Raw genomic sequence first — 11852 nt, forward strand, 5'->3', positions numbered from 1 at the left:
TCTTGGCGAGAACTTATGCGGATTGTAGCGGTGGTCGTAGCCGTTATGACGAAATGGCCGGTCGCAGGACTCCTATTTACTGTGACGGTTGACCCTGATTTGCCGAAGTTGACGAATAGCGTCACAGGTTCACGTTCCCGCTAGCAAGGCTGCCATCCGATGCCCACGATCCCGCCAACGAGACGATGGACCGCAATGGGATGGGCTAGCTTCAAGATGCTCGTGGTGGGATCCTTCCTGCTCGCCAGCTCGTGGTTGTCCGCTGCGGACATCACGGTCACAACGACCGCAGATTCCGGTCCTGGATCCTTCCGGCAAGCGATTGCCGATTCCGTGCGAGGCGATCGCATCGTGTTCGATTCGGGGCTGACGGCTCAGACGATCTCGCTGCTGTCGCCCATTTCACCCTTTATCGAAAACTTGACAATCGACAGTACCGCCGCCCCTGCATTGACCATTGCCGGAGCGACACTCTCCCCGGTTGGAAGCGGGCGGTTGACGCTGCTTGGCGATACGACCTACACCGCGACGACGATCACGGTGGCAACGGTGATCGGTCCCGCAGCCGATGTGACGATCGTGGGGAATGTCACAGGAAACATGACAGTCAATGGCGAAGTGCAACTCGGTGCAGGATCCACACTCAGCGGCGACCTCGACGTCAGCAGCAGCGGAATTGCCGTTATCGATGGGACCATCACCGGCGACGTCGATGTCGACGGCAATCTTCAGCTCGATGCCGCGGGAGTGATCACAGGCACGACCACCATCGGTTCCAATGCCCAGGCTACGATCGCTGGAACCCTGAACGGCAACGCCAATGTGGATAGCGCAGCGAACGCCACGATCGACGGAATCGTCAATGGAAACCTCAGCGTCGATGGCAATCTGGTGCTCAATACAACAGGGACCGTTAGCGGCAACGCCCTGATCGAGACGGGCGCCGCAGTCCAGATCGATGGCACGATCAGCGGAACAACCAACGTCGATAGCGGCGCCACCTTGGTGGGGAGCGGCAACCTGACCGGCAACACCAGCAATCGAGGCATGCTGGACGCCGGGGAGCAGGGGGTTGTCGGCACTTTGAATTTTGGGAACGACTTGACCAACAATAGTGGGACGGTTGTCGTGGACATCGATGACGTGACCAACGACCAGTACCTCGTTGCCGGCGATGTGACGCTCAATGGCGGCACAGTGGACGTCAACGTGATCAGTACGTTCACCCCCGGAACTCCGTATACGTTCCTGACCGCGGGTGGCACGATCACGGGATCCTTTACCGAGGCCGTTGATGATTACCCGTTCTTTGACAGCGTCCTCAACCAAACAGCGACATCGGTAAGTGTTACCTTGACCGATGCGGCTGCTTCGTTCGCCGCGATTGGCGAAAGCTGTAATCAGACGACGATTGGCGGCTACCTCGACGCGCAACGCCCGGGTGCCTCGGGGGACTTAGCGGATGTGATCGATGCATTGAGATTCTCGACCACGGGATCCATCCAAGCAGGCCTCGATCAACTTGGCGGACAAATTTACCCGACACTGGTTTCCGCTCAGCTTCAACACACCAGCTTCAGCATGGCGATGCTGCGTGACCAATTGCTGCTCGATAGCCTTCGCCACTCACCGAATCAGACCCGTGGATGGATCCGAGGATACGGCATCGGCGGCGATGCCGACACGGATGACTGCGGTACCCGTGGCTTCAACTATCGCCTCGGAGGAACCGAGATCGCCGTGCAGCGAGCGTTTTCAAGCGGGCTCGACCTCGGTGTGTTTACGAACCTCGCCTGGTCGGACGTCGCCACCGATGGGATTTCCCAAGACGCCGACGTCGACAGCTATCAATTTGGCGGCTCGGCGCAGTATTCCGGAACGGCCGGCTACCTGCTCGGGATCGCGGGTGCTGGCTATCAACGCTACGACGTTCGCCGCACGCTCTCCCTTTCCGGCAGCGACATCCATCGTGTAGCCGCGAGCCAATTCGACGGCTCGCAAGTCTTCGGCATGTTGGAATACGGCAAGATCTTCCAATCGGGAATCACCTCCTGGATGCCTCATTTTGCCATGCAGTACGCCGCAGTCGATCAAGACAACATCCATGAAACGGGAGCCTCGTCGGTCAATCTGATTGGCAACGCGATCGATGCCGATTCCCTTCGCAGCGTCCTCGGCTTGTCGGTGCAACAAGCGGGCCCAACCAGCATTGGACCGGCCATCACCAAACTGCGTCTCGGCTGGATGCACGAGTACACCGATACGCACGAGAACTTCGTCGCTGCCTTCGAAGAACCGACGATCGATTCCACCAGCATGACCGTTCGCGGGCTGGATCTTGGCCGCGACTGGGCGGTCGTGGGAGTCAATCTGCAGTGGTCCTTTTTGCAACACGCCACCGCACTGTTCGGCTACCAAGGCCAAGTCAATGACATTCAATCCCTGCACACCGGGGCGGCGGGATTGGAAGCCCGTTGGTAGCGGTTAAAACAGCCGGTTCATTCCGTTCAGCGCGGCAACCCGGTAGGCTTCGGCCATCGTCGGGTAGTTGAACGTCGTTTCGGTAAAGTACTCGAGCGTGTTGTGGCCCGCAGGCTGATTCATGATTGCTTGGCCAATGTGTACGATCTCGGAAGCATTGGCTCCGAAGCAATGCACACCGAGAATTTCCAGCGTATCACGATGGAACAGGATCTTCAGCATGCCGGTGGTTTCGCCGGTGATCTGTGCCCGTGCCAAGGAGCGGAACAAGCTATGTCCGACTTCATAGGGAATCTTGGCAGCCGTTAGCTCGCGTTCCGTCTTGCCAACCGAACTGATTTCGGGAGAGGTGTAGATTCCCGTTGGGATGTCGTTGATACGAAGGTTGCCATCAACTTTGCCAAGCAGGTGCATCGCTGCGGCGCGTCCTTGCGTGTAGGCAGCACTGGCCAACGAGGGGAAACCGATGACATCCCCCACCGCATAGATGTGAGGGATCGATGTTTGAAATTGCTCATCGACAACCAACTGCCCGCGACTGTTGGCTTCCAGCGGAATGGTCTCGAGGCCCAGGTTGTCCGTATTTCCCGTGCGTCCATTTGCCCACAATAACGCGTCGGTTTTGACACGTTTGCCGCTGACCAAATGCAACACGACACCATCGTCGGTTCCTTCGATCTTCTCCATCGTTTCGTTGTGGCGAATGATGACGCCTTGATCGCGCAGGTGGTACGCCAGTGCATCGACGATTTCGTCATCGAGAAATTCCAACAGCTTTTCACGCGTGTTGATCAAGTTGACCTTGATGCCCATGTTGCGAAACATCGATGCATACTCGGTACCAACGACTCCTGCCCCATAGACCGCCATCGTTGTCGGTTTGTGAGCCATGTTCAACACGGAATCACTGTCGTAGATGCGTGGATGGTCAAAATCAACGTCCGGTGGATGCCAGGGCCGCGATCCCGTCGCGATCACGAAATGCTTTGCTCGAATCGGCTCGCAGCCATCGATCGAGACCGTATGCTCATCAAGAAATCGAGCATTGCCGCGCAGCACGGGGACGTTGTTGCGTTCATAAAACGATTGCCGCATCGACACCTGCTGGCTGATGATCGCTTGAGTTCCCCGCTGCATTTGCTCGAGCGTCGGGCTGACATGAACCCCCATTTCTCGAAAGGTTGGGTTTCGCAGTGCCTTCATGGTCGACGTGATCGTGTAACGCAGTGCCTTGCTGGGGATGGTCCCCCAATGGGTACACCCGCCGCCAATTTGCGTATATCTTTCAGCGACCGCGACACGAATCCCGCCCTTGGTGGCTTGCATGGCGGCCCCTTCACCGCCTGGGCCGGAACCGAGGACCAACAGATCGTAGTCGAATTTTGAATGGTTCATGAGCTGGGTGTCTGTTTTGCTAAGTGAGTTTTTGGGAACGTTTTTACGATGTTGATTGCCTGCGTCCAAACCGATATTGGCTTCGCCAACCGATCCGAGAACCAAAATCGCATCGGCGATGCGCTGGGGGAAGCAAGCAAACGTGGCGCGGAATTGGTGGTGATGCCCGAGTGTATGCTCTCAGGCTATGCCTACGAAAGCCGTGACCATGCCATGGAACAAGCGATCACGCTCGATCACCCCGTTTTCGGGGAGATCGCACAAGTCTGCGCAGCACGGCGACTCCACGTGACCTTTGGGTTTCTGGAAACCGATGGACAGCGTCTTTTCAATGCATCGGTCCTGGTTGGCCCCGCCGGGATTGCGGGACACTACCGCAAAATCCATCTGCCCCATCTGGGTGTGGATCGGTTCGTCGACCGCGGCGATATCCCCTATCAAGCCTTTCCCGCCGGAGAGGCCAAAGTGGGATTGGCGATTTGCTACGACAGTTCTTTCCCAGAGCCGATGCGAGTGCTGGGCCTCGGGGGTGCCGAGATCATTGCCCTCGGCACGAACTGGCCCACCGCAGCCGAACGAACGGCACAAATCGTGCCGCCAGCGCGGAGCATGGAAAATCACTTATTTTTCGTCGCCGCAAATCGCATCGGCAGCGAGGGAGGGTTCGAGTTCTGCGGTCGCAGCTCGATCTGTGGGCCCGATGGCGTCGTGTTAGCGCAAAGCCACGATAATGCGCCAGTCATTCTCTACGCCGACGTGAACCTTACCGAGGCTCGCAACAAACGAATTGAACGGACACCGGGAACCCACGTCATCGATCGGTTCAAAGACCGCTGCCCTGAATTCTACGGCAGAATCACCGAATCAGAATGACGGCGAAACCGCTTTTTGCCGGCTGCGGTGTTGGGCGAGCGCAGGCTGCCACAGCGACTTGCGGCGGAGTGACGTACGTTGGATTTTTCTCACACCCGTCGGCCTGTTCGTCGTATACTGCTATTTCGTAACCGTTTCTCACTTTTGTCTTCCACAACCCAAGGATTTTCCAAATGCTACGTTCTCTGCTTTCCGTTGCTCTGCTGATCGGGTCCATTTCGGTCGCCTCGGCTCATTGTCAAGTTCCCTGCGGCATCTATGGCGATCAAATGCGTTTCGAACAAATGCTCGAAGACGAGCATACGATTTCGAAAGCGCAACTCGAAGTCAACAAGATGACCCAATCCGAATTTGATGCCCAATCGATCAATCAGGCTGGCCGTTGGGTGATCACCAAGGAAGAACACGCGTCGCGGATTCAAGAAACGATCGCGTCCTACTTCATGGCCCAGCGGATCAAGATGGACGATCCCAGTTACGGGAAGAAATTGATGGCAGCTCACGCCGTCATGGTCGCTGCGATGAAGGCAAAGCAATCAGCGGACCCCGCGACCGCAAAAGCGCTAGAAGACACGATTCTCGACTTCTATCGGGCCTATGAAGGCAAAGAGCCTACCTTTGAGCACTCGCACTAAGGCGGAAGATCACGCCTCCGCACTGACGGCGGACACGTTGGCATGTTTCCCGTAGGCATCGCCTGCGGAGCAACGGCCAATGATTCCAGGGTGTCGGCAAACCGGCTGCGTCTGCGCAACGTCAAGCGAAGAGCTGCAGAGCTTCGCGGGGTTGCATCGGCCTCGTGAGGTCGCGGGTCGGGCCCGTCGGTGTGCCACAGCATCCTTTGCTAGCTGGCGCCCTCACGTCGCATCGTCAATTCACGTGTGATGTCGCCGTGGATGAAGTTGATCGGGACAAAACTGTTGCCGCTCAGCGGGACGTTGACCCGGACAGTGATTTCACGGGTATCACGATCGATGGTACTGGGGGTCACTTGGACATTGACGTTCGTGACACCCAGCGAACTCATGATCGCCTCTGCTGTCTGCTGGGCATCCGCAGCAGTAGAACCGGGAATGATCCCCGTCCGTGCGGCCTCGTAGACGGCATTGTCGGCAGTGTGCCGAATCATCGAAGCGCGACAAAACTCAAATGCGGCAAAGAAGAACAGGAACAGCAGCGGCACAACGATGGCAAATTCTACCATCACGGCTCCCTGTCGCTTTGCCGTTTGTCGATACTTCACTCGGATCGGCTGACCAGATTTCATGTTGTCTATTCCGTCATCATGGTAGAAAGCGTCAAAGCAATTTCACGATAGATCTCACGAAGTTCCGCACCACTTGCGGCATGATAATGCTTGCCACCTCCGATCGTGGCGACTTCTCGCATCCTGACGATATCGGCACCCGCACCAAATGTAATCGTGTGAATGGTGACTCCGTCGGCTGCAATGCGTGTGGCCGACGTCCGTGGCTCAGCGCCTCGGTTGTGTTGACCGTCGGTCATCACGATCATCGTGCGTTCCACGAAGTTCGAATCGCGACTGTTGTTCATGATGGCTTCACCGGCATCCATCCCTCGCGAAATGCTGGTCCATCCTCCGACAGGCATCGACCCCATGGCCGATGAAATCTGTGACAAGTTCGGTGTCAATTGAACATCTTGGGTTGACTGGTCGTTGTAAGACGCGAGCCCAACCTGCTCGTCCACCGAAGTGTCGTTGAGCGTCGCGACAAAAATGTCGATGGCTGCGCGCAGGTCGCTAATTTTCTGGCCGGCCATCGATCCGCTGCGGTCCACCACCAACACGACGTCGCGTTCGATGTAGGTGGCGGTGGCGTGAGATTGCGGTTCGAAGAAAGAAAAACCGACCATGTTGCCGAAGAATAACGGCACGGCCCCCGACGGCGAATCGACGGTTCGTTTCCCGTTCACTTTTACGCTATTGAGCGGCGTTTGATTCGAAACGAAATCGAACTTCCCCGAAAGCGACTCTTCGCTATGGCCAAATTCAAACTCGCCCGCGTCAATGATCAGCGGCTGATTGTTGACGGTATTGAGCGCAGCGATTTGTTGGCCACGCTGAACTGCTAGATCACGATCGAGCGTCATCGACAATTCCAATGCCGCGGCTTTGCTGGCAGCATCCGTCGCGCTACGAAGCTCCGTTCGCGATAGGTGCATTTGCGCGATATCCACGGAAAACGTGACGGCCATCATGAAGCCGATGAGCATGAACACGATCAACACCAACATCGCTCCGCGGCGACGCATGGGGTTTGTCCGTTGCATTTTGTGTTTCATGTGATTCATTCTTTTACCATCACCACACGGGCTCGGAGGATTCGATTCGTAATGAACTGCCCTGCCAATGGGCTATTGGTTTGTGTTGGCGCGGCCACTTCGACCGCCACTTCCGATCCCCGCGCGGCGGCTTCGGGCGTGCCCGACGGGAACGAGACCTCGAAATCAACGACGTTTCTGGCGTTGAGAATATTCTCCGATCGTGCGGTGGTGGCAGCACTTGTTGATTGACTCAGGGACGCTTCTCGCGCCCCCTCGTAGGCTGCAACACTGAGCGATTGTTTCAAAAAGATAAAGCTACTTGCTTCGATCGATCCGAAGACTAAAAGCACGATGACCGGCAAACAAACGGCGAATTCGACTGCGGCGACCCCGCGTCGCTGGTTTCGGCAAGAGGGGTTCGCACGGGACGACTTCGCTTCGACGAAGCGTTTTGGATTCTTGGTTGTCACGATCAACGGATTATGCCTCTGAGCCTGTGTCGGTTGACTTATCGTCGGCGTGTGTGTCTGCTCCACACCGCTGAACAACCGCGTTGAAATCAGCTGCCATTTCTTGCCAGAAATCATTGCCACGGAATGACAACGGGGCGACACGACGACCCGTACTGACTTCCGCCAAGGCTCCGCGTAGCCGCAGAATCGGACCCGCGAAACGATTGGTCAGCTTCAACGTATCCCACACGAATGCAGGAATCAGGGCCATCGTGATCACGAAAAACGGGAAGAATCGCCGCATCGTGTCACCGACGGTGGTTCCCCAATCTGCATCGGGTTGCTCGAACAGACGAATCCAAATCGTCAAGGCGATTGCGTTACAGATAAAAAAGACGATCCAGTGAACGGTGATCTTACGAATCAATCCGCCTTGCACTTCTCGGTCGACAAGTTTCCGGTTGCGACGAGCTTTACTTTCAGACATGACTTGGTTCTATCTCAATGGTGGCCGTGACTTTGATACTGTTTCATCGGAACAGTCGAGAGTCCATTGATTCTCATTCAGAGCCTAGTTCACGCATCAAGCATGCCTTCGGGCCGAGACGAAGAATTCCATCAGCTTCCCCTTGCATCGATTCACGTGGGTACGGTTGTGGCTGCTGGGGCGATTGCACCCGCTTCGCAGATTAATCGCATTACAACGAGTTCATGGCTTAGGGCAGCCGGAACATGTTGGCCTTCCGCTTGGGACATTTCGCATGCGGTCGCATCGCGCTGTGGAGTTGCTACAATTTGCGGAGCCTTCGATAGGGCCGCTGCTACTGTTTTCATTCCGTGCGAACGTTTTGCGATGCATCAATGCGCTCACCATCATCATGACGCCCACAACTACGGCCCGGCGTTCGCCATCGGCGTCGGATTGAATGTCGCGTTCGTTTTGATCGAAGCGAGTTTTGGCTTCTGGACGGATTCGCTTGCGCTGCTCGCTGATGCCGGGCACAACCTGAGTGACGTCCTGGGGTTGTTGTTAGCATGGGGGGGATACGCGCTGGCCAAGGTAGCGCCAAGCGGCAGACGAACATACGGTTGGCGCAGCTCAACGATTCTGGCTGCATTGATGAACGCCTTGTTGCTGCTGGTTGCGATTGGTGGCATCACCTGGGAAGCCGTCCACCGCTTGCGAGACCCCACGGACGTCGTCGCACCAACGATCGTCTTGGTTGCTTTAATCGGCGTCCTGATCAACGCCGCCACGGCCATGCTGTTCATGCGCGGCCGCCATGGCGACTTGAACATCCGCGGTGCTTACCTTCACATGGCCGCCGACGCTTTGTTGTCCTTGGGCGTTGCCGTGGCCGGCGGTATCATCATCTGGACCCACTGGAACTGGATCGACCCGATGACCAGCCTTGTGATCGCCGGAGTGATCTTCTTTGCAACGCTAGGACTGCTTCGGGAATCCATCAACTTGCTGTTGCAAGCGGTCCCATCGCGAATTGACCTCGATCGAGTGTCCGACTATTTATCGGGGTTGCCAAACGTTCGCGGCGTCCACGACTTGCATGTCTGGGCGATGAGCACGACCGAAGTCGCATTGACGGCACACCTGGTTAAACCGAATGCAGATAACGAGGACGAAATGCTCCGTCAAATTGCGGAAGCCTTGCATCAAGATTTCAACATTGGCCATGTGACGATTCAATTTGAACGCAGTGTCGATCAGACCCAATGCCGACAAGCCGAGTCGGGATCGCTCTGACCGCTTGCTCCAAACCATCAAGCATTTTTCCCTAACGAGCCTCGCGATGCGAATCATTGATCTTAGCTTGCCCATCGACAGCGACATGCCCGGTGTCCGTCTCTCACCCGCAAAACGAATCGCCACCGATGGATGGAATGCGACAACGATGGAGCTCTATTCCCACTGTGGCACGCATATGGATGCGCCGTGCCACTTTTTGCCGGAGGGACGTCACATCGATGCCCAAGATTTGTCGGTCGCCCTGGGGCCCGCACGGGTTGTCAACCTGACCCCTACGCAACCCAAACAACTGCTTCAAGTCGAGGATTTCGCTGCGGTGGATGACGAGGTCACGCCTGGATGCCGATTGCTGCTAAGGACCGATTGGTCAAAACGTTATGGATCGCCAGAATACCGAAATGATTTGCCGCGAATCTCGAAAAGCCTGGCTGATTGGCTTGTCCAACGACAAGTTGCATTGCTCGGTGTGGAACCTCCGTCGGTCGCGGACGTGAACAACATGGATGAAGTCACCGAAATTCACCAGATCCTCTTTCGAGGCAACGTTTTGATTGTGGAAGGGCTGACCAACCTGGACCAAATCTCGCAAGACATCGTCGATTTCATCGCGCTCCCCTTAAAAGTCGTCGGCGGTGACGGCACTCCGGTACGCGCGGTTGCGATTGAGCAGCACTGACGGTCACTTTCACGTCCATGGAAATGGATCACGCAGGCCTTGCAGCGGCGATTTGGGCTAACTTAGCCCCCAAAACGACATGCCGGCGACGACCAAGGAGACGATCACGAGCGCAAACGTGCAAAGCTGTCGCAGCCGAACGGCGATTCCTTGGTGAAGCGATACCCATTGTGGAGGAAGTTCAATCGCCAACACACCACTCGAAACCGGGTCGCTCGAAGGATTCGCCGTGCTCTTGGCTTGCCGGTGAAGGAGCTTTCTTGCCGGAAAGAGGACGCTCCAAACCGCAAACAGCACCGCAAGCGAGATTCCGGCCGCTCCAGCGATCACGAAATTCCGCAGCGGGTGTGGAGGCTCGATCCGCTGTCCGAGAGAAAAAATGGGCTCGGACGATCTTGTTGATTTCCGTTGCTTTACCGGTGTCGTGCGATAGGAGACCTGAACCAAGTTGCTGTCCTTTTCCGCGAGAGCCGCAACCCGGTGATCCTGAGCGTAGAATCGCGACACTTCTTCTTGCCATCGAGCGATCAGTTCTTCGGTAGAGGGCATCGCCGCTTCGCCACAACGGATCCGAACCACTTCAGGGTGGCTCACTGGCAGCGCATAACGCGCCACCTTGCCGTCGGCATGTTGCACGATCACCTCTTGCTGGGGCTCCGGTTTTGGAAGCAGATTCAGTGACAAGACGATCGTCGAGAGCGCAACGAGCACCAAATCGGTAATGGCGACGTTTCGGTAACCACGGTTTGTCATGCGTCAGGGTCGTCTCGTAGGATGAGGGCTCGAAGGATCGGTGCTTGACTTCCCGCGCACGCCGTCTTCTGCTTATCGGCAAGCCGGGGGGGCGAAATCCATTGAATTGTTCCGGTTGTGAGTGCAACAAACGTGTTTCATGTCAAAATCTGTGGCGTACGACTCAAGTCAGACATCGACGCCGTCCGAAGAGCCGGCGCCGACGCGATCGGGCTGAACTTTTATCCAAAAAGCATCCGCTACCTCGATCCGTCGGCCCCATCAACCCTTGATCTGTCTCAATATGCGAAACAGCAGGGGCTTCATCGTGTGGGGGTTTTCGTGAACGAATCCGCAGCGAACATTAGGACGATCGTAACCGCGGATTTGATCGATCGCGTGCAGTTGCATGGTGACGAATCGTTGGCCGATGCAACTGCCATCGCGGTCTCACCGTTGCCGCTATTGCGGGCCATTAAGCTGCCGGTCGGAGCGTTAACGGTGCCTGTAATTGCCGCTGCGGTCGATCCGTGGGTGGATGCGGGCTATGGGGTCTTGCTCGATGCCGATGGCGGATCCGCTCATGGCGGTAGTGGCCAGCGGCTCGATTGGTCCTCGATTGGCCGCTGGTCAAATGACAGGCGGCAAGTTGATTGGGGGCTCGCGGGGGGGCTTCGTCCTGACAACGTCGCCGAGGCGATTCGAACCACCCATGCGAAAGCGGTTGATGTGGCGAGCGGTGTCGAATCGCCGAGGGGTCAGAAATCAGCACGTTTGATCGAGCAGTTCTGCTTGGCCGCCTCCTTCTCGTAGCACAGCGCCACAATGAGCGAGCTGCCGCTCGGATCACGTTCGCCCGCTCCCCTAGGGTGGCTCGAATCGTATCAGCGGGATCATTCATGGAGGGGGGGGGATTCACCGAGAAGTGTTGAAAAACGCTGTGAGTGGGTGCTGCGAGCGAAAAAAAACGCGACATTTTGCCCCTGCCAAAATCGAAAGGACCGTTTATCATGCGGGAACAAATGCGGTCACTGCTGTGGCGAACGGCGGCCTCAAGCTGTTTTTCGATGCTTTCTACTTAGAAGTTCGATCCTGCCAACGTCGTACCGCACCACCGAAATTGTGAGTACGTTCGGGGGATTGCGAACCAGCGGGAGTCCCCGTGCTCGGTCCGCAACCCCTCTGACGTGCT

The 11852-nt window shown here is 56.6% G+C and carries 12 protein-coding genes; 6 read left to right on the forward strand and 6 right to left on the reverse strand.

What is annotated here, in order from left to right; genetic code table 11:
* The first annotated feature begins 159 nt into the window (after positions 1–159).
* Positions 160–2481 carry an autotransporter outer membrane beta-barrel domain-containing protein gene (locus Poly41_RS07380; protein ID WP_146525280.1) on the forward strand — a complete coding sequence of 774 codons (2322 nt, stop codon included), beginning with the start codon at positions 160–162 and terminating at the stop codon, positions 2479–2481.
* Between the two features lie 3 nt (positions 2482–2484).
* Here Poly41_RS07380 and sthA read toward each other — a convergent pair whose 3' ends face one another.
* Positions 2485–3876 carry a Si-specific NAD(P)(+) transhydrogenase gene (gene sthA, locus Poly41_RS07385; protein WP_146525281.1) on the reverse strand — a complete coding sequence of 464 codons (1392 nt, stop codon included), beginning with the start codon at positions 3874–3876 and terminating at the stop codon, positions 2485–2487.
* Between the two features lie 48 nt (positions 3877–3924).
* On the opposite strand from sthA, the gene Poly41_RS07390 reads away from it, so the two are divergent.
* Together Poly41_RS07390 and Poly41_RS07395 are read left to right on the forward strand one after the other, a co-directional pair.
* Complete coding sequence (locus Poly41_RS07390; RefSeq protein ID WP_146525282.1) at positions 3925–4749, forward strand: carbon-nitrogen hydrolase family protein; 825 nt, start codon at positions 3925–3927, stop codon at positions 4747–4749.
* A gap of 173 nt (positions 4750–4922) precedes the next feature.
* Positions 4923–5384: a superoxide dismutase [Ni] gene (locus Poly41_RS07395; protein WP_146525283.1), complete on the forward strand. Its 462-nt coding sequence runs from the start codon at positions 4923–4925 to the stop codon at positions 5382–5384.
* A 209-nt stretch (positions 5385–5593) separates the two neighbouring features.
* Here Poly41_RS07395 and Poly41_RS07400 read toward each other — a convergent pair whose 3' ends face one another.
* Genes Poly41_RS07400 through Poly41_RS07415 form a run of 4 tightly spaced genes read right to left on the reverse strand, consistent with a single transcriptional unit; the run spans position 5594 to position 7974 of the window.
* Complete coding sequence (locus Poly41_RS07400) at positions 5594–6016, reverse strand: TadE/TadG family type IV pilus assembly protein (RefSeq protein WP_146525284.1); 423 nt, start codon at positions 6014–6016, stop codon at positions 5594–5596.
* A gap of 5 nt (positions 6017–6021) precedes the next feature.
* Positions 6022–7053: a vWA domain-containing protein gene (locus tag Poly41_RS07405; protein WP_231615484.1), complete on the reverse strand. Its 1032-nt coding sequence runs from the start codon at positions 7051–7053 to the stop codon at positions 6022–6024.
* Between the two features lie 5 nt (positions 7054–7058).
* Positions 7059–7505: a TadE/TadG family type IV pilus assembly protein gene (locus tag Poly41_RS07410; protein ID WP_231615485.1), complete on the reverse strand. Its 447-nt coding sequence runs from the start codon at positions 7503–7505 to the stop codon at positions 7059–7061.
* A gap of 10 nt (positions 7506–7515) precedes the next feature.
* Positions 7516–7974 (reverse strand): hypothetical protein, encoded by a 459-nt coding sequence (locus Poly41_RS07415; RefSeq protein WP_146525286.1) that lies wholly within the window; start codon positions 7972–7974, stop codon positions 7516–7518.
* A 366-nt stretch (positions 7975–8340) separates the two neighbouring features.
* Here Poly41_RS07415 and Poly41_RS07420 point away from each other — a divergent pair, with 366 nt between their 5' ends.
* On the forward strand, positions 8341–9249 hold the full coding sequence (locus Poly41_RS07420) for a cation diffusion facilitator family transporter (RefSeq protein ID WP_146525287.1): 909 nt from the start codon (positions 8341–8343) through the stop codon (positions 9247–9249).
* A gap of 46 nt (positions 9250–9295) precedes the next feature.
* Entirely contained in the window at positions 9296–9928 is a 633-nt protein-coding gene (locus Poly41_RS07425; protein WP_146525288.1) for a cyclase family protein, read from the forward strand.
* A 57-nt stretch (positions 9929–9985) separates the two neighbouring features.
* Here Poly41_RS07425 and Poly41_RS07430 read toward each other — a convergent pair whose 3' ends face one another.
* Positions 9986–10681: a hypothetical protein gene (locus Poly41_RS07430; RefSeq protein ID WP_146525289.1), complete on the reverse strand. Its 696-nt coding sequence runs from the start codon at positions 10679–10681 to the stop codon at positions 9986–9988.
* A gap of 117 nt (positions 10682–10798) precedes the next feature.
* Between Poly41_RS07430 and Poly41_RS07435 the strand changes: the two genes are divergently transcribed.
* Positions 10799–11473, forward strand: coding sequence for a phosphoribosylanthranilate isomerase (locus tag Poly41_RS07435; RefSeq protein ID WP_231615486.1), 675 nt, complete (start codon positions 10799–10801; stop codon positions 11471–11473).
* Positions 11474–11852 lie beyond the last annotated feature (379 nt).

The organism is Novipirellula artificiosorum, from assembly GCF_007860135.1.
Lineage (GTDB): Bacteria > Planctomycetota > Planctomycetia > Pirellulales > Pirellulaceae > Novipirellula_A > Novipirellula_A artificiosorum.

What these genes read in the sequence shown, in the direction of transcription:
- Poly41_RS07380 (WP_146525280.1), top strand. Translation starts at nt 160, where the DNA reads ATGCCCACGATCCCGCCAACGAGACGATGGACCGCAATGGGATGGGCT.
- sthA (WP_146525281.1), bottom strand. Translation starts at nt 3,876, where the DNA reads ATGAACCATTCAAAATTCGACTACGATCTGTTGGTCCTCGGTTCCGGC.
- Poly41_RS07390 (WP_146525282.1), top strand. Translation starts at nt 3,925, where the DNA reads ATGTTGATTGCCTGCGTCCAAACCGATATTGGCTTCGCCAACCGATCC.
- Poly41_RS07395 (WP_146525283.1), top strand. Translation starts at nt 4,923, where the DNA reads ATGCTACGTTCTCTGCTTTCCGTTGCTCTGCTGATCGGGTCCATTTCG.
- Poly41_RS07400 (WP_146525284.1), bottom strand. Translation starts at nt 6,016, where the DNA reads ATGAAATCTGGTCAGCCGATCCGAGTGAAGTATCGACAAACGGCAAAG.
- Poly41_RS07405 (WP_231615484.1), bottom strand. Translation starts at nt 7,053, where the DNA reads ATGAAACACAAAATGCAACGGACAAACCCCATGCGTCGCCGCGGAGCG.
- Poly41_RS07415 (WP_146525286.1), bottom strand. Translation starts at nt 7,974, where the DNA reads ATGTCTGAAAGTAAAGCTCGTCGCAACCGGAAACTTGTCGACCGAGAA.
- Poly41_RS07420 (WP_146525287.1), top strand. Translation starts at nt 8,341, where the DNA reads ATGCATCAATGCGCTCACCATCATCATGACGCCCACAACTACGGCCCG.
- Poly41_RS07425 (WP_146525288.1), top strand. Translation starts at nt 9,296, where the DNA reads ATGCGAATCATTGATCTTAGCTTGCCCATCGACAGCGACATGCCCGGT.
- Poly41_RS07430 (WP_146525289.1), bottom strand. Translation starts at nt 10,681, where the DNA reads ATGACAAACCGTGGTTACCGAAACGTCGCCATTACCGATTTGGTGCTC.